General features: G+C 49.5%; 24 protein-coding genes and 1 riboswitch. Of the genes, 11 read left to right on the top strand and 13 right to left on the bottom strand.

The window, feature by feature from the left end; translation table 11 throughout:
* Positions 1–16 precede the first annotated feature (16 nt).
* A complete protein-coding gene (locus PJK55_RS11720; protein WP_224862935.1) occupies positions 17–1,282 on the top strand; it encodes a purine/pyrimidine permease in 1,266 nt (421 codons plus the stop codon).
* Between the two features lie 21 nt (positions 1,283–1,303).
* Here PJK55_RS11720 and PJK55_RS11715 read toward each other — a convergent pair whose 3' ends face one another.
* The 4 genes from PJK55_RS11715 to PJK55_RS11700 are packed head-to-tail and all read right to left on the bottom strand — an operon-like array spanning position 1,304 to position 4,257.
* Positions 1,304–1,696 carry an RDD family protein gene (locus PJK55_RS11715; RefSeq protein WP_214746912.1) on the bottom strand — a complete coding sequence of 131 codons (393 nt, stop codon included), beginning with the start codon at positions 1,694–1,696 and terminating at the stop codon, positions 1,304–1,306.
* A complete protein-coding gene (locus PJK55_RS11710; RefSeq protein WP_271305932.1) occupies positions 1,693–2,340 on the bottom strand; it encodes an NAD(P)H-binding protein in 648 nt (215 codons plus the stop codon). Before PJK55_RS11710 ends, PJK55_RS11715 begins: the two co-directional genes overlap by 4 nt.
* A gap of 34 nt (positions 2,341–2,374) precedes the next feature.
* Positions 2,375–3,679: a nucleobase:cation symporter-2 family protein gene (locus tag PJK55_RS11705; RefSeq protein ID WP_271305931.1), complete on the bottom strand. Its 1,305-nt coding sequence runs from the start codon at positions 3,677–3,679 to the stop codon at positions 2,375–2,377.
* Positions 3,676–4,257 (bottom strand): xanthine phosphoribosyltransferase, encoded by a 582-nt coding sequence (locus PJK55_RS11700; protein ID WP_271305930.1) that lies wholly within the window; start codon positions 4,255–4,257, stop codon positions 3,676–3,678. The genes PJK55_RS11705 and PJK55_RS11700 overlap by 4 nt, the downstream gene beginning before the upstream one ends.
* Positions 4,258–4,334: 77 nt before the next feature.
* Positions 4,335–4,436: riboswitch (purine riboswitch) on the bottom strand.
* Between the two features lie 126 nt (positions 4,437–4,562).
* Here PJK55_RS11700 and PJK55_RS11695 point away from each other — a divergent pair.
* From PJK55_RS11695 to PJK55_RS11685, 3 genes are read left to right on the top strand one after another with little or no spacing between them, the layout of a single operon-like run.
* The gene (locus PJK55_RS11695; protein ID WP_214746901.1) at positions 4,563–5,171 is read left to right on the top strand and encodes an NAD(P)-dependent oxidoreductase; all 609 of its coding nucleotides are present in this window, start codon (positions 4,563–4,565) and stop codon (positions 5,169–5,171) included.
* 60 nt (positions 5,172–5,231) lie between these two features.
* On the top strand, positions 5,232–6,785 hold the full coding sequence (locus PJK55_RS11690) for an ABC-F family ATP-binding cassette domain-containing protein (RefSeq protein WP_074034179.1): 1,554 nt from the start codon (positions 5,232–5,234) through the stop codon (positions 6,783–6,785).
* A gap of 20 nt (positions 6,786–6,805) precedes the next feature.
* A complete protein-coding gene (locus PJK55_RS11685) occupies positions 6,806–7,930 on the top strand; it encodes a DUF418 domain-containing protein (RefSeq protein WP_271305929.1) in 1,125 nt (374 codons plus the stop codon).
* Positions 7,931–8,017: 87 nt separating this feature from the next.
* On the opposite strand, the gene PJK55_RS11680 is transcribed toward PJK55_RS11685, so the two are convergent.
* The 5 genes from PJK55_RS11680 to PJK55_RS11660 form a co-directional block, all read right to left on the bottom strand.
* Complete coding sequence (locus PJK55_RS11680; RefSeq protein WP_271305928.1) at positions 8,018–8,947, bottom strand: manganese-dependent inorganic pyrophosphatase; 930 nt, start codon at positions 8,945–8,947, stop codon at positions 8,018–8,020.
* Positions 8,948–9,041: 94 nt separating this feature from the next.
* On the bottom strand, positions 9,042–9,176 hold the full coding sequence (locus tag PJK55_RS11675) for a hypothetical protein (protein ID WP_256441184.1): 135 nt from the start codon (positions 9,174–9,176) through the stop codon (positions 9,042–9,044).
* Positions 9,177–9,273: 97 nt separating this feature from the next.
* Complete coding sequence (locus PJK55_RS11670) at positions 9,274–9,555, bottom strand: HesB/YadR/YfhF family protein (RefSeq protein WP_074034990.1); 282 nt, start codon at positions 9,553–9,555, stop codon at positions 9,274–9,276.
* 67 nt (positions 9,556–9,622) lie between these two features.
* Positions 9,623–10,582: a LacI family DNA-binding transcriptional regulator gene (locus tag PJK55_RS11665; RefSeq protein ID WP_214695838.1), complete on the bottom strand. Its 960-nt coding sequence runs from the start codon at positions 10,580–10,582 to the stop codon at positions 9,623–9,625.
* Between the two features lie 10 nt (positions 10,583–10,592).
* Positions 10,593–10,826 carry a hypothetical protein gene (locus PJK55_RS11660; RefSeq protein ID WP_214876283.1) on the bottom strand — a complete coding sequence of 78 codons (234 nt, stop codon included), beginning with the start codon at positions 10,824–10,826 and terminating at the stop codon, positions 10,593–10,595.
* 245 nt (positions 10,827–11,071) lie between these two features.
* On the opposite strand from PJK55_RS11660, the gene PJK55_RS11655 reads away from it, so the two are divergent.
* From PJK55_RS11655 to PJK55_RS11640, 4 genes are all read left to right on the top strand, one after another.
* Positions 11,072–12,355, top strand: coding sequence for an NCS2 family permease (locus PJK55_RS11655; RefSeq protein ID WP_214747100.1), 1,284 nt, complete (start codon positions 11,072–11,074; stop codon positions 12,353–12,355).
* Positions 12,356–12,583: 228 nt separating this feature from the next.
* A complete protein-coding gene (locus PJK55_RS11650) occupies positions 12,584–13,321 on the top strand; it encodes a (Fe-S)-binding protein (protein WP_214695834.1) in 738 nt (245 codons plus the stop codon).
* A gap of 2 nt (positions 13,322–13,323) precedes the next feature.
* Positions 13,324–14,724 (top strand): LutB/LldF family L-lactate oxidation iron-sulfur protein, encoded by a 1,401-nt coding sequence (locus tag PJK55_RS11645; RefSeq protein ID WP_271305986.1) that lies wholly within the window; start codon positions 13,324–13,326, stop codon positions 14,722–14,724.
* Complete coding sequence (locus PJK55_RS11640) at positions 14,724–15,416, top strand: LutC/YkgG family protein (protein ID WP_271305927.1); 693 nt, start codon at positions 14,724–14,726, stop codon at positions 15,414–15,416. Before PJK55_RS11645 ends, PJK55_RS11640 begins: the two co-directional genes overlap by 1 nt.
* 32 nt (positions 15,417–15,448) lie before the next feature.
* Here PJK55_RS11640 and PJK55_RS11635 read toward each other — a convergent pair whose 3' ends face one another.
* A complete protein-coding gene (locus PJK55_RS11635) occupies positions 15,449–16,480 on the bottom strand; it encodes a DUF4097 family beta strand repeat-containing protein (protein WP_271305926.1) in 1,032 nt (343 codons plus the stop codon).
* The gene (locus PJK55_RS11630) at positions 16,477–16,797 is read right to left on the bottom strand and encodes a PadR family transcriptional regulator (protein ID WP_214760747.1); all 321 of its coding nucleotides are present in this window, start codon (positions 16,795–16,797) and stop codon (positions 16,477–16,479) included. The genes PJK55_RS11635 and PJK55_RS11630 overlap by 4 nt, the downstream gene beginning before the upstream one ends.
* A 189-nt stretch (positions 16,798–16,986) precedes the next feature.
* Between PJK55_RS11630 and PJK55_RS11625 the strand changes: the two genes are divergently transcribed.
* Positions 16,987–18,942, top strand: a complete 1,956-nt coding sequence (locus PJK55_RS11625) for an ATP-binding protein (RefSeq protein WP_271305925.1) — start codon at positions 16,987–16,989, stop codon at positions 18,940–18,942.
* A 33-nt stretch (positions 18,943–18,975) separates the two neighbouring features.
* Here PJK55_RS11625 and PJK55_RS11620 read toward each other — a convergent pair whose 3' ends face one another.
* Positions 18,976–19,773 carry a glucose 1-dehydrogenase gene (locus tag PJK55_RS11620; RefSeq protein WP_271305924.1) on the bottom strand — a complete coding sequence of 266 codons (798 nt, stop codon included), beginning with the start codon at positions 19,771–19,773 and terminating at the stop codon, positions 18,976–18,978.
* A gap of 189 nt (positions 19,774–19,962) precedes the next feature.
* Between PJK55_RS11620 and PJK55_RS11615 the strand changes: the two genes are divergently transcribed.
* On the top strand, positions 19,963–21,285 hold the full coding sequence (locus tag PJK55_RS11615) for a hemolysin family protein (protein WP_271305923.1): 1,323 nt from the start codon (positions 19,963–19,965) through the stop codon (positions 21,283–21,285).
* A 199-nt stretch (positions 21,286–21,484) separates the two neighbouring features.
* Positions 21,485–22,477 carry a 5'-3' exonuclease gene (locus PJK55_RS11610; RefSeq protein ID WP_074034157.1) on the top strand — a complete coding sequence of 331 codons (993 nt, stop codon included), beginning with the start codon at positions 21,485–21,487 and terminating at the stop codon, positions 22,475–22,477.
* 13 nt (positions 22,478–22,490) lie between these two features.
* Here PJK55_RS11610 and PJK55_RS11605 read toward each other — a convergent pair whose 3' ends face one another.
* Positions 22,491–23,294, bottom strand: a complete 804-nt coding sequence (locus tag PJK55_RS11605) for a VOC family protein (protein ID WP_271305922.1) — start codon at positions 23,292–23,294, stop codon at positions 22,491–22,493.
* Positions 23,295–23,338 lie beyond the last annotated feature (44 nt).

Here is a 23,338-nt window from a genome sequence, read left to right as displayed (position 1 = left end):
TGATCAGGGGGACACCATGACCAGAAGTAATGTAACCACGACCATTCAGTGGTTTATTTTTATTTTAGCTACAAATATTGTACCACCACTCTCCATCGCCGCCTTGTTTGAACTGTCACCAGATGAGACGATGACCTTCATATCCCGCTCACTCTTCATCTTCGCACTCTTCAGCATCATCCAGACGTTGCTCGGACATCGCCTCCCGATACTTGAAGGACCCGCCGGCATTTGGTGGGGCGTCTTCACCTTATACGCATCCATCGGTCCCGCCTTATACGGAAGTCAACAAGAGACGTTGCAGGCACTTGGATTTATGTTGTTCTTAAGCGGAATCCTTGGCGTGTTGCTGACCGTCACCGGTATCTTAAGACGCATGCTTGCCCTGTTTACACCTCAAGTACTCGGCGTCTATATGATTTTGCTCGTCCTTCAATTATCAGGAGCCGTCATTAAGGGTGGCTTCGGAGTGACGGAAGACGGAATCAATATCGTCCAGGCCGTCGCAACGGCTGGTCTCGTCTTGTTTGCACTCACGCTTGAACAAAGTCGCTTTAAACAATACGGGCTCGTCATGACGCTTTTCGTCGGGTTCGGTTTATTCCACTTGCTCGACCTCGGAAATCCAATCGTCCGCTCAGAATCGTTCTTCCTCGTACCGGAACTTCTTCCCTTCGGAAGTTGGGTGTGGGATTGGAACTTGTTGCCGACGGCTTTCGTTATCACCTTGCTACTCATGACAAACGTCCTCGCGAACATCAAGTTGATCGAACGCATTGTCAGCTCTCGTGAAAAACGAGAAATCAAAGGGAACGTTCCCGCTTCTGGTGTCGCGAGTGGAGTCAGTCAAATCGTGGCCGGTCTGTTCGGAACACCGGGTCCTGTCGCCATCTCAGGGACGGCCGGGTTCCTCTCTTCGACGGAGAGCGTCCAGCGCGCCCCTCATTTAATCGCCCATGCCCTCATGATGGGATTAGCACTCATCGGTCCATTCGTCTCGTTGATTGCGAGTATCCCAGCCGCTGTCGGCTATGCGATCGTGACACCACTTATCGCGACGATGATCATCATCGGAATCAATGAGGCTGCCTTCGAATTAAAACAATCGACGGCTTCTCTTACGGTCGGTCTCCCGCTCGTCATCGGTGCCGGGGCGATGCTCTTGCCACCAGGTTCGATGAATGATTTACCGCCGCTCCTTGCGACCGTCTTCTCTAACGGACTCGTCCTCGGAACGATTGTCGCTTTGACGACAGCTATCTTAAGTAAAATCAAGGATTGAAAAAAGAACTGGCCATAACGGTCAGTTCTTTTCACGTACATGCATATGGTAATGGGCATCGTGCGGTAACACAGCACCTTCTTCTTGTTCAAAATGTGCGCGGTCTTTCCAGTATCGCACCCCCGACAACGTATCACGGTAAAGAGCACGCTGCAGTGCCTGTTTCGCCGTGACAGCGGTGTCGTCATCATTTTTTAACTCGAGTCCCATCAACTTATAGCCAATGGTTTGTCCGCCTCGACTCATTTGGCAAGCTTCCATCGCGTATGTGAGCAGTGTCGGTGTGACGACTGCATGCACGAACTCGCTCTTCACTTTCTTGCGCACGAGTTGCTCCACGCCATAGCTGACGAGCCCTGCGATGACACTGTCAATCAAGACCGCTTTCGTTCGTTTCTTCGTCAATGGATTCATCGGCTCATCCTCTGCATCATCCCTGACGTCAACACTTCGATCCCTTCGCCTTCTTCAGACGCCATAATCAACGCACGTGCGACATGCAGCGCTTGAATCGGTGCGACTTCTGGTGCCTTTTCCACTAACAGCGACTGGAACGGGCGACTGATGACCTCAGCCGCTTTTTCCCCGAGTCGGAATGAATCACGTTCACCGAGTAACAACGAAGGACGCGCGATAATCAGATGATGGAAGTTGAAGATGCGCAATCCGTTTTCAAGCTCCCCTTTTACCCGATTATAAAAGAAAGACGAACGTAACGATGCGCCTTGTGCCGATACGACCGCATAGCGTGTCGCACCATGTGCCTTGGCGATACGAGCGACTTCAAGCGGCAGCTCTAAATCGACTTGCTTGAACGCTTCTTGTGAGCCAGCGACCGCGATCGTCGTGCCGAGTGCACAATAGACGTCATCGATGTGTGGAAGTGCCGCATCCATCTCCTCGAATCCGACGACCTCGTGTAGTTTCGGATGACTCCATCGCTTCGAGCGACGGACGACAATCCAGACCGACTCATAACGGTCACTCTCTAACAGCTGTTCTACCAATTCGCGGCCAATCAAGCCGGTCGCGCCTACGACAAGTGCAGTTTTCCCCATTCGTGACTCCTCCTAGACTACTATTTCCTACAGTCTAGCTGACTTGCCGTTCTTCGGCAATGATCGTCGTGGGACGGAAACGGTCCATCATACGGAAGAATCCGTTCAACAGGAGCGCCGTGAACGATCCTGCCACAATGGCACTATCTGTGAACAATTGAAGCCATCCCGGCATATTGGCGACGATTGCCGGGTTAGCGGTGATACCGAGTCCGACACCAATCGAGAGTGCGATGGTAATCAAATTCTCGTTTTTCGAAAAATCGACCTGACTCAGAATCCGAATGCCGGAAGCGGCGACCGTTCCGAACATGACGAGCATCGCTCCACCTAAAACAGGCTTTGGAATCAATGTCGTGAACGTGGCGACTTTCGGAAGGAATCCGAGCAAGATGAGTAACCCACCTGTCCAGAAGATGACACGGCGCGATTTCACACCTGACAATTGAACGAGTCCGACATTTTGACTGAACGTCGTGTATGGGAAGCTGTTGAAAATTCCTCCAAGAATCGTTGCGACGCCTTCCGCACGATACCCTTTCGTCAATTCGTTCGAACCAATCGGCTTTTTCGTGATATCGCTGAGCGCCAAGAATACACCTGTCGATTCAATCATCGAAATAATGGCGACGAGCGTCATGACGAGGATGGCAGACACATCGAATGTCGGCATCCCAAAGTAGAACGGTTGAACCATTTGGAACCATCCCGCTTCACGGACAGGACTGAAGTCCACGAGACCGAGCGAAGCAGCAACCCCTGTTCCGATGAGTACGGCAAAGAGGACAGCAGCGGCGCGTGTGAAGACAGTACCAACACGGTTCAAGATGAGAATGAGTAAAATCGTCAAACCACCTAATCCGAGATTCTGCATCGATGCGAATCCAGGCTCACCTGGCATCCCGCCACCGATGTCATTGATAGCGACTGGAATCAGTGAGAGACCAATGATCGTCACGACCGAACCAAGAACGACCGGCGGGAAGAAACGTGCGAGCTTCCCGACAAATCCGGAAATGAGAATGACGATGAGCCCACTGGCAATCAAAGCGCCATAAATGGCCGTAATCCCATTTGCGCTTCCGATGGCGATCATCGGACCGACCGCCGTGAACGTACATCCGAGGACGACCGGCAATCCAACACCCGTAAAGCGTGTCGTCCATACTTGTAAAAGCGTCGCCACCCCACACATGAATAAATCAATTGCGACGAGATAAGCGAGCTCGGTTGGACCAAGCCCGATGGCACCACCGACGATGAGCGGGACGATGGCTGCTCCCGTGTACATGGCGAGCAGATGCTGAAACCCGAGACTTGCCGTCTTAAATGTATTCATCGAACGACCTCCACGAATGAGATGTGGTCTTTCTCTAATTTCGCGATACGTGCCAACGATTCGACGCGATAACCACGCTCAATCAGTTTATCGCGCCCTGGTTGGAACGATTTTTCGATGACGATGCCAACACCTGCGACTTCTGCACCTGCCGCTTCGACGAGTTGTGTCAGCCCGAGTGCCGCTTCCCCGTTCGCGAGGAAGTCATCGATGACGAGAACGCGTTCGCCTGGTAAGACGAAACGTCGGCTCAAGCTGATGCGATTCGTCTCCTGTTTCGTGAACGAATACACGTCTGCCTCCACGAGATCATCTTGGAGCGTCAGCGATTTCCGCTTGCGCACGAATACGAACGGGATGCCCATCTCAAGCGCCGTCATCATCGCCGGCGCGATTCCACTCGATTCGAGTGTAACGATTCGGTCGATGTTAGCGTCTTTGAAACGCTCTGCGAACTCTTTGCCGATGGCTTGCATGAGTACTGGGTCGACTTGATGATTCAAGAAAGCGTCAACTTTCAACACTTGGTCGGATAAGGCCCGACCCTCTTTACGGATTTTGTCTTCTAACTGCTTCATTGTTGTTCCCTCCAATAAAAAATGCGATTCGTCACCCCTCATCGGGAGGCAACGAACCGCATGGAAATCAACGACAGCATACGACAAGCGCCACCCGTAGTCGAACCATTTACGGTAGTTCGGTAGAGACTTGCGGACCATATTTCCGCTGATATACGAGTGCGAATCTATTTATATAAGATAAACTTTATTGTAGACGAGCTGACGAGAAATGCAATAGGTTGGAATGAAACGGTGAAATGTTCGATTTTTCTGAAACTGCTGTATACTGTATGTATTGGATATGAGAGAGGAGCCTTGCCCTTATGAAGTTATTCGTATTAGGCGCAACCGGTCGGACCGGACATCAATTCATTGACCAAGCCATCGAGCACGGTCATGACGTCACCGCGTTCGTACGTGAACAGAAAAAGTTGATTCGGACCCCACAACTTGAAATCATCGAAGGCGACTTATATGACATCGATGCGTTAACAGAAGCGATGCACGGTCATGATGCGGTCATCAGCTGTCTCGGAACGGATTTGAGCGATCCGGACTTTTTAGCGAGTGTCACGGACAAGCTCGTCCCTGCGATGAAGACGAATGGCATCTCACGCGTCGTCTATTTGGCCTCAGCTGGAATCGACAATGAGATCCCGGGACTTGCAGGGAAAGCCATTACGTTCATGCTCCGGAAACCCCTCCGTGATCATCGGGCAGCCGTGGACCTATGGCGCAATTCGTCATTCGATTATACGATTGTGCGCCCGATGCAATTGACGGACGGTCCTCGCACCTCGACTTATCGTATGGCCATCGACGAGGTACCGGATAACGGGAAACACATCTCACGGGCAGATGTCGCTCAGTTCATGCTTCACGCCATCGAAGAGAATGAACACGTACGGGAGTCAGTCGGACTGGCGTACTAATTTGATTGGATTCATGCTACAATATCGGGTAGTTTACTTTGAAAGGAACGAAAACGAATTATGAGTATATTAACGGTACAAAACTTGAGCCACGGCTTTGGTGACCGCGCTATTTTGAACGATGTCTCTTTCCGCCTCTTAAAAGGAGAGCACATTGGTCTAGTCGGAGCGAACGGTGAAGGAAAATCGACGTTCATGAACATCATCACACGCAAACTGCAACCGGATGAAGGGAAAATCGAATGGGCGAAAAATGTCCGTGTCGGTTACCTCGATCAACATGCGGTGCTCGAGCGCGGGATGACGATTCGTGACGTCTTAAAAGGTGCTTTCCAATACTTGATCGACATGGAGACGCGCATTGGCGAACTCTACATGGAGATGGGTGACGCGACACCTGAACAGATGGAAGACATGCTCGCTGAAGTCGGTGAACTTCAAGAGACGCTCGACTCGAACGACTTTTATATCATCGATGCGAAAGTAGAAGAAGTCGCACGCGGTCTCGGTATTTTAGATGTCGGTCTCGACCGTGACGTGACAGACTTGTCAGGTGGGCAGCGTACGAAAGTATTGCTTGCGAAGTTGCTTCTCGAGAAGCCAGATATCTTACTCCTCGATGAGCCGACCAACTATTTGGATGAAGTGCATATCGAGTGGTTGAAACGCTACCTCCAAAACTATGACAATGCCTTCATCTTGATTTCACACGATATTCCGTTCTTAAATAGCGTTATCAACTTGGTCTACCATATGGAAAACCAAGAGTTGAACCGCTACGTCGGGGACTATGACAAGTTCATGGAAGTGTACGAGATGAAACGCTCACAACTTGAAGCCGCTTATAAGCGTCAACAAGCTGAGATTGCTGACTTGAAAGACTTCGTCGCCCGGAACAAGGCGCGCGTCTCGACACGAAACATGGCGATGTCACGTCAGAAGAAACTCGATAAGATGGATGTCATCGAATTGAGTGCAGAGCGTCCGAAGCCGGAATTCCGCTTCCTGCAGGCCCGTACATCGGGACGCCTCATCTTTGATGCGAAAGGTCTCGTCATCGGATACGATGAGCCGCTCTCACGTCCGCTCGACCTTCAGATGGAACGCGGTCAAAAGATCGCCCTCGTCGGAGCGAACGGAATCGGGAAGACGACGCTCTTAAAGAGCTTGCTCGGATTGATCAATCCGCTTGAAGGAACCGTCGAACGCGGTGAGTTTCTGGAGATGGGTTACTTCGAACAAGAAGCAGCAACGAGCAACAACACATGTATCGAAGAGATTTGGAGCGAGTTCCCATCACTCAACCAACAACAAGTACGCGCGATGCTCGCGAAGTGCGGACTCATGACGAAACACATCGAAAGTAAGATCTCCGTCCTCAGTGGTGGTGAAAAAGCGAAAGTTCGTCTTTGTAAACTCCTCAACAACGAGACAAACCTTCTCTTACTCGATGAGCCGACGAACCATTTGGACGTCGATGCGAAGGAAGAGTTGAAGCGTGCGTTGAAAGAGTACAAAGGAAGCGTCCTTCTCATCAGTCACGAACCGGAATTCTATGAAGATATCGTCACAGACGTCTGGAACTGTGAATCGTGGACAACGAAAGTATTTTAATTCAGTAAAGGACGTGTCGTATGGCTGGCCCAATTCAAACGAATGAACGGATTATTTTGTATGACATTATCCGAGGGTTTGCCCTCTGCGGCATTTTCCTCGTCAACATTCCTACCATGCTCGGGAGCGACTGGATGTTCGGCCGCCCCGACTATGCGGGAAGCGACTTGTTCGTCCGCACCCTCTTCGACTTGTTCGTGCAGACGAAGTTTTATACGATCTTCTCCCTCTTGTTTGGGATTGGCTTTTCGATTTTCCTCGAGCGTTCTTACGCCCGAGGCGAATCGATCAGTCGTTACATACGCCGGATTTTGATCCTCTTCTTGTTCGGTCTCGCGCACTTGGCGATTTGGTCAGGTGATATCCTTCATACGTATGCGATGTGGGGCTTGTTGCTTCCACTCTTTTATGGGTTGAGTAACCGCGCGATTTTGACGTGGGCATGGGGACTGTTGACTGTGAGTTTCTTACTCTTCAACGTTGCCCCTATCTATGTGGAGTGGGCTTTTGGATACATGTATTTAGGAGAATCGTTCCCGACGGTCTTTAATTCAGGATTCGGCCCTTGGCTAGACTATCGATTCGACAACGAAATATTTACGATGATTCAAAATTCACTGTTTGTCGGAATCGAGATTCTCGGTCTATTCTTACTCGGTCTCTTCATCGGACGGGAACGAAAGCTTCTGACTTGGAGCATCCAAGGATTGACCCGGACTGCTGCTATTTGCGCAATTGTAGCCATTCCATTTTGGGGAATCATCATCTGGCATCATTACGGTGATGGCGCCTCTTATGTATCTACGAACTCAGCAGCTGTATGGATTTCTGGGAAGTTACTCGCTACAACATACGTCTGCCTGTTCACGGTAGCCGTTCGAAAAGGTCGCACGTTCGCCCCGCTCCAAGCGCTCGGGCGGATGGCGCTCACGAATTATTTGACGCATACGCTGATTGTCGTCATTCCGGTGATTGCCCTTGGCGCATACGGAAGTCTTTCCTTAACCGATGGCCTATTCCTCAGCATCGCCATTTTGATTGCCCAATCTTTCTTCTCGATGTGGTGGCTAAAAAATCACCGTTACGGACCGTTTGAGAAGCTATGGCGCTTAGGGACTTATGGAAGACAAACAAAATCATCCTAAGATCGGACTTCATCGTCCGGTCTTTAAAAAAAAAACTGCAGACGTATGAACGTCTGCAGTTCCGCTCGAGGCTAAGGCTTCGAGTTTTTATTTTGTCGCCGCTTCCGTTAAGAATGGCACGATTTGCTTCTTACGCGAGACGACGCCCGGAAGTGTCGCCAATCCGTTTTGAAGCGTCACGTTGAACGCTTGCTCGAAGAGTTCTGGTTTTGGTCCAACGACGATGGCTTCTGAATCGTTCGTCAAAATGTTTGTGATGGCGAATACGAACAAGTCTAAGTTTTTCGCCGCAACCGTGTTCGCAATCGCTGCTTCGACTTCCGCTTTACGGTTCAAGACATCATTCGCATCGACCGTGTTCACTTGTGCAATCTCGACACGATAGTCACCCATTGCGAATTCTTTCGCATCGAGTGAGATGAGCTCTTCAATCGTTTTTTGGCTAAGGTCCGCACCGGCTTTGAGCATCTCAAGCCCGTATTCTTCCACATCGACGCCAGCGATCTCAGCAAGTTCTTTCGCTGCTTTGATATCCTCGTCCGTACATGTCGGTGATTTGAAGAGAAGCGAGTCCGAGATGATGGCTGAAAGCATCAAACCGGCCATGTCCGCTGCGATTTCGACACCGTGTTCTTTATACAACTTCAACAAAATCGTCGCTGTGCATCCGACTGGCTCCGCACGATAGTAGAGCGGGTCTGCCGTTTGGAAGTTTGCGATGCGGTGGTGGTCGATGACTTCAAGGATTCGCACGTCTTCGATGCCGTCTGCACTTTGCTGGAACTCGTTGTGGTCGACTAAGATGACTTCTTCTGCCTCACCTGTTACGCTTTCAATCAAACGTGGTGCTTTTACGCGGAAGTGATCGAGTGCATATTGTGTTTCTCCGTTCACTTCACCGAGACGGACCGCTTCTGCGTCCATCCCTAATTTCTTTTTCAACTCGGCATAGGCGAGCGCTGATGTGATGGTATCGGTATCTGGATTTTTATGTCCGAAGACTAGTACTGTACTCATGTCTCATTCTCCTCACTAAATAGTTTTCCCTTATCCATTATAACGTCCACGGCATTTCTTTCAATTCCCCAAACAAAAAGAGCCGTTTCGGCTCTTAAGATTGTTCGTCTTCATCTGTCTCCTCGAGGTCGGAATGATCTCCTTTTGAATCTTCTTCGTGGGAGATATCCGGTTGATCTCGTTTCAACTTCTCTTTTTCTTCTTGTTCACGCTTTTCTTTGTCTGACATATTGTGTCATCCTTTCGAAAATCCGACTTGTCGTAATCTGTTCCCCAAGCTAGATTTCGTCAAACGACATTTCATCAAACGTAAACAAACTGAAACGTCAGGCTTGAACGAAGACGATTTCCTCTCCGCGAAGTTCGACTTTCACGTCTTGTCCTTGGAACAACCACTCATCTTGTTCCGCTACGACGAAACGAATGCCGTCTTCTTCGGTTTCAACAGCCGCATTGTTCACGTCTTCTGTGATGACTCCCACGGAGAAACCGTGCGTCAAGTCTGTCGAACCCCCGTATTTTGCAAACAAACGAACCGTTTGACCCGCTTCGACTTCCATTTCTTCTTTAAACCATTGGAGCGCTTCTTCTGTTACTTGAATCTTCATCACATTTCCTCCTCTCGACTACTTCTTTCATTCTAAACGTTTCAAAAGAGTCGAGCGAGGATGTTGCCTAAAGTGTCATTCCCGCTTGATAGCTGACGGTCATCCCGTGAATCTCTGGAATGGCTCCGTTCATTTCAGCGAGTGTCGTTTCAAACAGTTGACGACCAATCTGTTCATTCGGAGAAAGCATCGTCGACAGTCCGAATGCCCGACTAATCGGATGTCCGTCAAACCCTAGCATGGCGACTTCCTCAGGAATAGAGATGTTCCGTCGTTGCATCTCCCCTAAAAATCCAAGAGCGACATAATCAGACGAGAAAAAGAGCGCTCGAGGACGCTCTTTTTGAGAGAGGAACGTTTCTGCTAACCGAATACCATCCTCACTCGTCAAATAACCGGTCCAAATCCATTGCTCACGCGCATGCGCTACTTCATCGAAATAGGCTTGCTGACGCGCAAGGGAGCTCGGACTATGGCTTCTTGACAAGATGATTCCAATCTCTTCATATCCATGCTCCTGTAGCACATGAATACCTGACACGAACGATGCATAATGGTCGACATGGATGGATGAGATCGTCTCCGGTGCGCCTACGGTCGCTACGGCAATCGGTCCGTACGCACGATACGTCTCCATTTCCTTAAAGGACATTTCGTGCGACAAGACGATCGCCCCATCGACTTCGCGATGCTTCAGTAAATCGAGTGCTTGTCGCTCCTCACTCAGCTTATACTCCGTCTGCCACATGACGAGTCGGTAATCGTGCTCGAGGGCCGCTTTCGCGAGCCCGTTGACGAAGAGACCGTAATACGGATGATCCATATAAGGTAAGATGACGACGACGCGTTGTGTTTTCCCCGTCGACAACGTCAACGCCTGTTGATTTCGCAAATACCCGAGTTCTTTCATCGCCGCATGGACACGGGTCCGTTTTTCCTTCGATACATACGGATGCTCGTTCAACACGCGCGAGACCGTCGTCACCGATACGTCAGCGTGCTTCGCGATATCTCGAATGTTTGCCATTCGCCCCACCTCAACTTGTCAGTCTTTGCATATAGTGTACCCACTCTGCTTGCTGACTGTCACCTCTTTCGACGACTTGACTTCGAATCGCTTGAACGAGACGGAAGCGCTCCTCTAACGGTAAATGAAGAAACTCTTCCTGGAAACGGGTACACAACATTTTTCCAAACGGCGTATACAACTGATTGATGACGAGTTCGTATACGATTCCACTGCACCATGTCTTCCACGTTGTCGGTTTCATATCGGTTCCCCTCCCTTTGTCTATACCGTATCTTCTGAAACGCGTTTCAGAGCAAGGTCTTTTTTGAAAAAAGTTTATTTCCGAACATTATTTATTTGTAACTTTCATTTTTTATGTTTTTTACTCAAAACAATTGACGGGAATCAAACATTTTTGTATAGTCATCAAGTTGATAACGTTAATTTACACATTTTTCTCAATTAATGTTCGGAAATAGACCGAAATAAGGAGTTTTATCGATGAATATTTTTCAACTGAAACAACATGGTACGAATGTTAAACAAGAAGTGACAGCCGGAATCACAACGTTCGTGACGATGGCGTACATCTCTGTCGTCAACCCGGCCATCCTATCTGACGCTGGGATCCCGTTCGCTCAAGCTTTCACGGCGACAATCATTGCCATCCTCATCGGGACAGGCTTAATGGCATTTTATGCGAACTTGCCGATTGCTGTGGCACCCGGGATGGGGCTCAACGCCTTCTTCGCTTACACGCTCGTCGCCCAAGAACAAATCGCACCATCCGCCGCACTCGGCGTCGTCTTCGTCTCGTCCGTCTTCTTTTTAATCTTGTCGCTTTCTCCGATTCGGACGAAACTGATTCAAGCGATCCCGACTTCGCTGAAACATGCGATCACGACCGGAATCGGTCTTTTCATCGCTTCGCTCGGATTGAAGTTATCGGGATTGATTGTCGCAGATGAGGCAAACTTGGTGCGTCTCGGTGACGTATCCTCACCAGAAGTGTTACTCGTACTCGGTGGTTTAATCGTCTCGGCACTTCTCTTCTCACGAAACGTACCCGGTTCTTTACTCATCGGGATGGTACTCACCGGAATCGCGGCTTACTTCATGGACATCTTACAAATCAACGGTGTCACGGCAATGCCGACACTTCCAGAAGGGCTCATGGTCAACCCGGTAACAGCATTTAGTGATGTCATTCAATATGGATTATTCGGTGCCGTCCTCTCGTTCTTCCTCGTCACATTGTTCGATACGACAGGTACACTTGTCGGTGTCGGGAAACAAGCCGGTCTCTTAAAAGAAGACGGAACGATTGAAAATGGTCACCGTGCACTCTTTGCCGACTCACTTGCCACAATGGGTGGTTCACTCGTCGGGACGAGTCCTTCGACGGCATACATCGAGTCTGCAGCCGGTGTCGCACAAGGTGGACGTACGGGTCTCACAACGGCCGTCGTCGCTGGTTTGTTCGGATTGACGCTCTTCTTCAGCCCGCTCATCGGTGCCATCTCTGGCGTTGCGGCGATCACAGCTCCTGCACTCATCATCGTCGGGGCGCTCATGTTGACGAACGTACGTTATATCGACTGGAGCGACTTTAGCGAATACTTCCCGGCCTTCATGACGATTTTGATCATGCCGCTTTCAGGAAGTATCGAACGCGGGATCGCATTCGGGTTCATCTTGTACCCGATCTTCAAAGCGATGAACAAAGAGACGGTTCACCCGCTCATCTATTTGTTCGGCGCACTCTTCATCTTGGAAATGTTCTTCCTATAATTTAGACACAAGATCTTCGTCATATGACGAGGGTCTTTTTCTGTTATACGTTCTTCCTTCCTGTTTTATATCAGAAAAGAGATGAATATCTGTTCAGTGAGATACATTATCAATTAGACAGGATTTTACAAATAAATCAGTTTTTCTCCCCATTTTTCTGTCACTTTTCTACGTATTATGAAATAATGACGGTGAAATCGCTATCATGAGAAGAAAGAAGGAATGGCTATGCCGAATGTAGCTTTATTCGTCACTTGTTTATCTGATACGTTGTTTCCATCCGTCGGACAAGCGACAGTCGAACTGCTCGAACATTTAGGGTGTGAGGTGACCTTCCCTTTTGAACAGACGTGTTGTGGGCAACCTGCTTATAACAGCGGCTATCATGAGGAAACGAAAAAGATTGCCAAGCATATGATTGAAACGTTCGAACAAGCAGATGCGGAATATATCGTCGGACCATCGGGATCATGTGTCATGATGATGCGCGACTATCCGCATTTGTTCCAAGGTGATCCGGTATGGGGTCCTCGGGCAGAGGCACATGCCGCCAAAACGTTTGAGCTGACGCAGTTCATCGTCGATGTGCTCGAAGTCACTGATGTCGGCGCCAAATTCTCCGCCAAAGCGACCTATCATGCGTCTTGTCATATGACCCGCCTTCTCGGAATTGAAGCGGCGCCTGGAAAGTTGCTAGGAAACGTTGATGGCTTGACGATGGTCCCCCTCGCGAACGTACATAACTGTTGCGGGTTCGGCGGGACGTTCTCCGTCAAGATGCCGGACGTGTCGGTGCAGATGGTGGACGAGAAAGTCGAATCGATTTTACAGTCCGGTGCAGACGTTTTGATTGGGGCAGATGCATCATGTCTAATGAACATCGGTGGACGTCTTCATAAACAGGGACATCCGATCAAAGTGATGCATATTGCCGAAGTCTTGAATGAGGGAGTGAAGCAAGCATGAGCATGGGGATTCGGTTAGATGAGAAGTTTCAGGACCGTCGGAAGGACGGGATTGAGGATGCGTTCATGCGGCAAGCCGTCAGTTCAGCTCAAAACCGGCTGCGGGATGGACGGTTGGATGCTGCGGGTGAACTCGGAGACTGGGAAGCGTTCCGCGACCACTCAGAAGAGATTCGTCAACACGTACTCGAGCATCTCGACTACTACTTGTATCAATTGAGCGAGAATGTCTCAAAACGAGGTGGGAGCGTCTTCTTCGCAGAGACGCCAGAAGAAGCGAACCGTTACATTCGGGAAGTCGTTCGTTCGAAACAAGCCAAACATGTCGTGAAATCAAAATCGATGGTCACAGAAGAGATTGGATTAAACGAGGCGCTCCAGGAAGAAGGATGTACCGTCGTCGAGTCCGACCTTGGGGAATGGATTTTGCAACTCGACGAAGATCCACCGTCTCACATCGTCGCTCCTGCCCTGCACAAAGACCGCGACGCTGTCCATGAGACGTTCACGGCTCACGGCTATACCGGCTCGAATGACCCGACCGAACTCGGACGCTATGCACGACAAGAACTACGGAAAGACTTTTTGAAGGCAGAAGTCGGCATCACCGGCTGTAATTTTGCCATTGCGGAGAGTGGAGCCGTCGGGCTTGTGACCAATGAAGGGAACGGACGCATGGTGACGTCGCTTCCTGATACGGTCATCTCTGTCATGGGCATGGAACGCGTCGTCCCATCTTATGAAGAGTTCGAGGTACTCGTCAACATGCTTTGTCGAAGCGCAGTCGGTCAGCGACTCACGTCATACATCACGACGTTCGCTGGGACGCGCGCAGTCGGGGAAGTCGATGGACCAGAAGAGTTCCACCTCGTCATCGTCGACAACAAGCGTTCTGGCATTCTCGGGACACAGTTCCAATCGGTCCTGCAATGCATCCGTTGTGCGGCCTGTATCAACGTCTGTCCTGTCTATCGTCACATCGGCGGTCATGCGTACGGTTCAATCTATCCTGGTCCGATTGGTGCCGTCTTAGCCCCACTCCTAGATGGATACGAGAACTATAAAGAACTTCCTTATGCGTCGAGTCTTTGTGGTGCCTGTACAGAGGCATGCCCCGTGAAGATTCCGTTACACGAGCTGTTGATTGAACACCGCCGCGTCATCGTAGAGGAAAAGAAACAATCACCTTTCGTGGAACGGATTGCGATGAAAGGTTTTGCCGTCACAGCATCAAGTCCGTTCTTATTCGAAGCAGCGGAACACGTCGCACCGTTTGCGACATCACCGTTCGCCACATCTGGTCAGATTGAAAAAGGACTGCCGGCTTGGACGGACTCGAAAGACTTGCCGCAACCGAACAAACAAACTGTCCGAGATTGGTTTAAGAAGCGGGGGAACGCCTGATGAATCCTGGTACAATCACAAACCGTGAAGACTTTTTACAACGCATCGCCAAACAGCTCGGGCGTGAGGTCGACCTCACCCCACCAAAACGCGAATACAAACATCGCCCACAAGACGACGTGTTAAAAGATGCGAGCGAAGAAGAGCTACTCGAGACGTTTCGCATGGTCGCGACACGAATCCATACTGATTTGGTGGAATGCGAATCCACGCATCTCGATGATACGCTCCGCCTCTTGATTGAACGTTACGAAGGAACACGGATCCTCGCGGAAAACGATGACCGAATTTCCGCTTGGGCTCCCTCTACGAGTGAGACGTTCGCATGGTGGGATTCGACAAAGCCGGACACGAGCCGAGAGCTCGCCGCACGTGCGGACATCGGAATCACGATCGCGGATGCGGCGTTTGCGGAAAGTGCGACAATCGTCCAATACGCGAAGCCTGGTAATTCACGGACGATCAGTCTATTACCACAAGACCATATTGCGATTATCCCGAAATCTGTCCTTGTCCCACGTATGACGCAAACGGCACAACAGCTTGCGGCACTCGATCGAGATGGTCTCCATTCCCCGAACGGCGTCAATTTCATCTCCGGTCCGTCGAACTCGGCCGACATCGAGATGAACCTCATCGTCGGTGTTCATGGACCTGTCCGGGTTGCCTATGTGTTGGTGCATGATTTATAAGTATAGCCCCTCCATCGATGGAGGGGCTATGTTTATCCTGATACCGTGACGCTTCCGTTTGAGCTTGTTAGTTTCACTTCAATAGATCCTTCACCGAACACGCACTCTTTCGACCGTTCTCCGAACACATTGACTTTTCCATTCCGTGACTTCGCCCGAATCGTCACATCTTCCGGACGTTCATCCACGTGCAAGTCAATCTTTCCGTTGTTTGTCTTCAAACGAATCGGTGCTTGAATCGATTGAACGAGGCAGTCAATCCGGCCGTTCGAAGTCTTGGCATCAATGGCTCCTGTGACGTGATCAACATCGATTCGACCGTTCGAGGAATGGATGTTGATGCGCTCTAGCTGAGAGTGCTTCGCTTCAACACGACCGTTTGAGGAATGAAGCTCCCAATCGTGACCACGACAGTCTGATGCGAGCACTTTCCCGTTCGATGTGCGAAGTTCGCCATGACGTGCTTGAATGTGATGTGCGATGATTCGCCCATTCTCGCTCTCTACGAGTAAACGTTCCGCTTGAAGATCTTGTACATCACTCGAACCGTGGCGATTCTTCAATTGAATTTGATGATAGGCGTGATGGGGTAGCTCGACCCGAAGGACCGGCGCTTTTGACCCAAACCACGAAAACAGATCAGATAGACCGAAACGACGTTCGGATTCAATCCGGATTTCTAACGTGTCCCCGACGATATCCATGACGACTCCGTGATCCGTCTCTGTTTCAAGCGTCGCATACGCATACCCATCTTGTGATGGTGTCACAAACACCTGCGCATTTTGAACTTGAATGAGGACACTTTGGAAAGCTACGGTCGAACTTTTGACAACTGCAGGCGGTCGTGTCGACTCCGCTACTTCAAAATCGACAGAAGCAAGTAGTTCCGATGCGAGCACGCTCGGTTCCCCTAACTCACGCGCCATCTCTTCATCACTTCTTCCTTCTAACCGGCCGCTCGTGAAGTACTCCGACACATCTCGTAAAATATCGAGTCGATCTTTCACCTTCACGTTCATCAATAATTGCTCAAGCTCTGACAAGTACTGTTCTTCATTCATCTGTCGTCTCCCCCTCGGATTAAGTCATTGACGCCGTTCGTGAATACATCCCATTCCGTTCGCAACTCAGCCAAATGTGTTCGCCCTTGTTCCGTGATCTGATAGTACTTCCGCGGCGGCCCTTCCCCGGACTCCATTAAATATGTCGTGAAATACCCCTCTATCGTCAGCCGACGCAATAATGGATAGACGGCGCCTTCTGAAATGGCTACTTTGGCCGAAATCGCTTGGACGAGCTCATAGCCGTAGCGGTCTTGTTCCGCTACAAGCGCCAGTACACAAAGATTGAGTACGCCCTTCTTGAATTGAGGATTCATCATCCCACCCCCTACTATACATAGAACAATAGCATATCAATCACTACTATTCAATATGCAATAGTTGCCATCCCCCTGATTTCTCAATATCTAGCTTCTGAGGAGGTGAATCTGTACAATAAAAGAACGACACTCGTAGGATATTTGTCACAGTCGGAATGTTCATCATTCTAGGAAGGAACGGTCTTTATGAAGTCATGGATTGACCAGCGGATCGGAAGACAATTTTTATTCGTCTTCTACCTATTCATCGGACTGATCCTCCTCACATCACTTGCCGTATATGTGTATACGGAAAACCAAATCGAACAGACGACGTCATCGCTCGAGAACATCAGTGAACGGCGCACAAATGCGACCGAATTATTCGAGACTTGGCAGTCGATGCAATATGAAATGCGCGGCTACGTACTCCTCGGAGACGATGCGATGCTAGAACGCGTAGAAGATAAACAAATCTTGATTGACGAACAGACGACTTGGTTCGAACAGAACGCCGTAACCGATAAAGAAAAAACGTATGCACGCGATGCCCGTACGCTGTTTGTTGCTTATCAAGAACGCGTCATGCCAAGCCTTGAACGTTATGTAGACGGAAAACGGAACGGAAGTGTAACCGAACCTTTTTTAAAAATGCCGACGCTCGGGAAGGTAAACCCTCAAAAAGAGCCGCCGGCAGACCGTAAATTTAAAATCAACTCGAAAAGTGCTGCGGATATGAGCGCGAGCATCGTCGATATGGAGAGCGTCTTTACGGAATATCGCAACTCACTGAACGCAGAAGAGGATGCGCTCCGTGCTCAACTTGCGACACATACAAAATGGGCACAAGCTCTCTGGCTCCTCTCCTTACTTGGAGTCCTATTCGTTCTCTTCATCGTCGCTCGCCCTTACGTCAGACGCTTAACGGGTCAACTTCAGGAGCTGATTGAGAACAGTAAGCGTCTTGCCGGAGAGAAGCAGCCGGTTACACCGGCTACCATTCAATCTAAAAACGAGGTCGGACAATTGACGACATCTTTCCGCCAGATGGCTTCGTCACTCACGTCACAACGCCATCGAATCGAGGAAGAACGTGAGAAGACAGCGCGTCTCCTTCACTCCATCCGCGATGCCGTCATCTATGTCGAGCACGCAACAAGCGAAAAAGTGGCCAACCAAGCACTCTTCGTCTTGTTTAACCAACCGATCACAAAGCGAAATGAAGTCGACTTATATCGTTTAGATGCCAGTCTCGAAGAACTTGGACTGCAGGTCGACCAAAAGGATGCCTTTTTCGCGTTCATGGAGCGGTCGTTTGACGGACAGTGTAAAGAAGAGAGCGTCACGTTTTCGATGAATCAGGAAGAGCGATTCATTCAAATGTATGCGGAGAAGATTTACTTGAGAGGAACACGTCACGGCACGATGCTCGTCTTCCGTGATGTCACCCATGAGACTGAGGTCGACCGTTTAAAAACCGAACTCGTTTCAACCGTCTCTCACGAGCTTCGTACCCCGCTCACAAGTATCATCGGATTCACCGAGCTTCTCCGTTCCCGAAAACTTTCAGACGAACGTTCGGAGAAATATTTGGGGATGATTCACCAAGAGACATTGCGTCTCGAAGACTTGATTTCAAACTTGCTCGATGTCCAACGGATGGAATCAGGACAACAGACGTATCACAACGAATCCGAGCGCCTGTCCGACATCCTGAACCAGGCTATCGCGGTGCATCAAGGGGCAAGTCAACATCATCATATTTCGTTTGATTGTCAGGAAGATTTTTATGTATATGGAGACCGAACGCGACTCGGGCAACTATTCGCAAATCTACTTCATAATGCTGTGAAGTATTCTCCTCATGGTGGGGACATACATGTCCGTGTCGCATGCGAGCGACCCGATTGGATTGATATTTCGATTGAAGACCATGGAATCGGGATTCCTCAGACCGCACTATCGAAGTTGTTTGACAAGTTTTATCGCGTCGACAATTCCGCTAGCCGCAAAATCGGAGGAACCGGCCTGGGCCTCGCGATTTGTAAAGAGATTGCAGAAGGTCATGGCGGCACAATTCACGCCACGTCGAACATCGGTAAAGGATCTATTTTTACTGTTAGTCTTCCGAAAATGGATTTGTCGAATCAAATGAGTAGTTAAACAACAAGAGGGTGCGTCAGCGCACCCTCTTGTTTACTGTACTTTATTCTCTGGACCAAATGATGGATAAAGTGATAGTCCACCATCCGCAAAGATCGTTGTCCCTGTGACATATGACGATTCATCCGACGCGAGCCATGCGGCAACGGCGGCGATTTGTTCCGGTTTCCCGATGACGTGAGATGGGATGAGTGCCTCTAACCCTTTCTTCTCTTCTGGGTCGCTCATCGTCTCTTCGTTGATTGGTGTATCGATTGCCCCTGGTGCAATCGCATTCACACGAATATGATTCGGTGCATATTCGAGAGCGACTGATTTCGTAAACATTTTTACGCCGCCCTTACTTGCTGCGTAATGTGTGTAACCTGGACGTGGAATGACTTCGTGAACAGAAGACATGTTGATGATATTGCCTTCGATTTTGTTCTCAACGAAGTACTTCAAGGCAGCACGTACACCAAGGAACGTACCGTTCAAGTTGACGTCGATAATCTTCTTCCAATTGTCGAATTCCATCTCATGTGTTTTCGCCTCGACTTGAACGCCAGCGTTATTCACGAAAATATCCATCTTCCCAAACTCAGAGATGGCTTTTTCGATCATCTTCTCCGCGAGTCCTTCTTCCGCGACGTCCCCTTTTACGGCGACGGCTTTCCCACCACCTGCCTCGATGCCACGGATGACTTCTTCCATCTCTTTTTCACTACTACGATAGTTCAGGACGACATTCATCCCTTCTTTCGCATAACGCTCACCGATTGCGCGACCGAGACCTTTCGAGCTTCCCGTGATGACCGCGACTTTTCCTTTTAACTCTGGATAGTTTGCCATGTGAATTCCTCCTTCATCTTCTCGTTTTTAGTTCCCACATTCCCCTCTTCATCAAACATGATTGGCTGCATTTTGAATATTTGAAACAAATCAACTATACTGAAACAAACTATTCGTTTTCAGGAAATGCCTGAAAGACGTTTGATCTTATACTCAATGGAGGTGACTCCCCGATTTTTGGGGGAATTGTTGGACAGTCCCATGTTACTCAGCTTACTCATCGTTGCGCTCTTAATCTTTTTGACTGCCTTTTTCGTGGCAGCCGAATTTTCAATTGTGAAAGTGCGTGGCGCTCGACTCGACCAGCTCGTGCTTGAAGGAAACAAGAAAGCGGTCAGCGCAAAAAAAGTCATCGAGAATATCGACGACTCCCTTTCTGCATCTCAGTTCGGGATTACACTTTCTGCACTCGGGCTCGGCTGGATTGGTGCCGACCAAATCGAAACATATATCCACACATGGGTCGACCAGTTGGACTTATCGCCATCTCTCGTGACATTCTTGTCGTTCCTGATCGCATTCTTACTCATTGCGTTCCTGCACGTCGTCATTGGAGAACTTGTGCCGAAAACACTTGCGGTCCATGAAGCCGAAAAGTTGACGCTCCTTGTCGCACGTCCGCTCTACGTGTTCACGAAAATCTTCTATCCGTTCATTCGTGCCTTGAACAGTATGGCACGTCTCACCCTCCGCTTATTTGGGGTGCAGACGACGGCTCAGGAGACGGCACACTCAGAAGAAGAGCTGAAAATCATCATGACGGAAAGTTTCCGCAGTGGTGAAATCAACGAAAACGAGTTGGCATATGTACAAAACATCTTCTCGTTTGACGAACGAATCGCCAAGGATGCCATGGTTCCACGTATGAACATGGTCACAATCGATGAAGAAGATACGATTGAAGAGATCATTTCAGTTGTCGAAGAGCACCAGTATACGCGTTATCCGGTCACACGAGATGGCGACCGTGACGATGTGCTCGGATTTGTGAATGCAAAACAACTCTTCACTGCTCAACTTTCGAAAAATGACGCACCGTTCGAGTCATTCATTCATCAATTGCCACTCGTCACCGAGTTCACACCGCTTCAAGAAGCGATGGTGAAGATGCAAAACGCGCAGACGATGATGTGTTTAGTCATCGATGAGTATGGGGGTACTGCCGGCCTCTTAACGATTGAAGACATCCTAGAAGAAATTGTCGGTGAGATTCGCGACGAGTTCGACCGAGATGAACAAGCAGAAATTACAGAAATTGCTCCGAAACATTACCGTCTCTCTGGACTTGTGTTAACACAAGAACTCGAGGAACGGTTCGGGATCGAAATCGAAGATGATGTCGATACAGTCGGCGGATTTGTCTTATCGCAAAAAGCGAACGCTCGGACGGGCGAACGCTTCCTCTTACCTGGCGATCATGAATTGATTGTCAGTGAAGTCGATAACCACCGGATCGTCTTCGTCGACCTGATTTTGGCCTCACATGAAGAGGAAGAGCCTCTCTCAGAATAAGGTTTCTATCAAACCCTTCTCCTTGATTTGGAGAAGGGTTTTTCATGTGTGAACCGAACTGTCGCTATATTTTCGCCTCTTGCCGTGATATACTGCACATATGTTGCTTATTTGAGTGTCACGCACTCAATGACACAACATCACCGAAACATGGCGAGATGTTCGGTTTAAACAGAAAGAAATAGAAAGAAGGTTACGCATGGAACGCAAACTATTTTTGATTGACGGTAACTCCATGCTGGCCAGTGCTTACTATGGTGCCGCCGCGAGCCGAACAAAAAAAGGACGCGAGGTATCCAAAAACGATCGGAGTGCCGTCATCGGAATGACCGGCCTCATCCGGACGATTCTACGCAGACATCGTCCGACTCACTTTGTCGTCGTCTGGGACGTCTCACGTGAAACATTATGGCGTCGAGAACTCTATCCGGGCTATAAACGCCGCAGACGTCAAACACCGCCTGAATTGAAAGCGCAGATGGAACTCATGCGCCAACTGCTTGAGGATAGTGGAATTCCACAATTCCAAGTAGAAGGCTATGAAGGGGAAGATTTAATCGCCCACATCGCACGTAAATTCAGTTGCAGTGCACCTGTGGTCATCATGACAAAAGACAAAGACTTGTTACAGCTTGTCAGTCCACGAATCACCGTTTGGTTGCAAACACAGGAGCTTCAGCAAATGCAGGCTCGCTGTGACATTCGTGATAACCGTCCGTTACCGCTCAAACGTCATTTAGAAATTCGACCAGAAGAGATTGCGGCGTTATACGAAGGGTTGAAACCGAAACAGCTGTCAGCCGTTAAAGCGTTGACGGGAGACCGTTCAGACGGAATTCCACCCGTTGCGGGACTTGACGAAAACCAATCGGTCCAACTGATCAAACGATTCGGTTCGCTCGATAAGCTGTATTCTGCCTTGAGTATCAAAGGTGATAAACGACAACAAGTAAATGAAACGATCGCGGCACTGACGTCAGAGGAGGTGCCCCGTAACTTGAGACGAACACGCAAAAAAGCAGAGCGCAACATGGAGCTCGTTCGTCTTGATGTCACGGTGCCGGCACTTGACCATTTGAAGTTGGCTCATCTCGAGCTCAGCCTCAACCCGAAGCGAGTCGAGCAAGCGTATCAAAAACGCGGACTTCGTCTCTCCTTCAACGCAGGTCAGAAGAAAACATCCGCACGTTAAAAAGAACGGCCGCTCATGCGCCCGTTCTTTTTATATGCACGGTAATTCCATCTTCATCCGTCAACGTCCATTCAGACGATATTCCACCTAACGCCTGGTTTGTCTCTTCGTTGACAAGAAGTGTCCACGCTTCGAGTCCTGCTTCGACTCCTAGAACCTCACTCGGACGTGCCCACACGTTCGTGCCGATGTGATGATGATACCCGTCTGCCGCTAAGAACAGTGCCCCCCGATAAGAATCCGTCGTAACAGAAAATCCGAGTCGGTCATGGTAGAAGCGTTTCGCTGCTTCGATCGACCGGACTTTAAAGTGCACATGTCCCATCGTCGTGCCGACCGGTAACCCAGTGAATGGTCGATTCACTGCAGCTTGAAGCATCGATTCATAGTCGACTGGTTCAGTCGCCATCTTCACATGCCCGTTCGATTCATAACTCCATTGTTCCTTCGGACGATCGGCATATAGCTCGATCCCGTTCCCTTCTGGGTCACTCAAATAGAACGCCTCACTCACTAAATGATCGCCTTGTCCGACTTCGATGTGTTGTTCGATAAGATGCGCCAAGATGCTTCCCAACGCTACACGATCCGGTAATAGAATCGCTAAATGAAACAACCCTGCCGCTCGCGGATTCGTCTTCGCCTGCGGAACATGGTGCAAGATGACGAGCGGACGCTCTTTCGTTCCGAGCGTGGCAAGATCTTCGGTTTCTTCAAGGACACTCATCCCAATCACGTCTACATAAAATTGTTTCATCTGTTCGATGTCACGGACGCGTAGCGTCACCGGTCCTAGTTCAATATTTTCGATTTTCATATACAATCACCTCACCTTCACTATACCCGCTCGGCTCACATTGC

The sequence above is a fragment of the Exiguobacterium sp. MMG028 genome, assembly GCF_027947425.1.
GTDB lineage: Bacteria > Bacillota > Bacilli > Exiguobacteriales > Exiguobacteriaceae > Exiguobacterium > Exiguobacterium aestuarii_A.
Note: the sequence above shows the minus strand (reverse complement) of the source record. Positions and strands in the feature narration are given on the sequence as shown.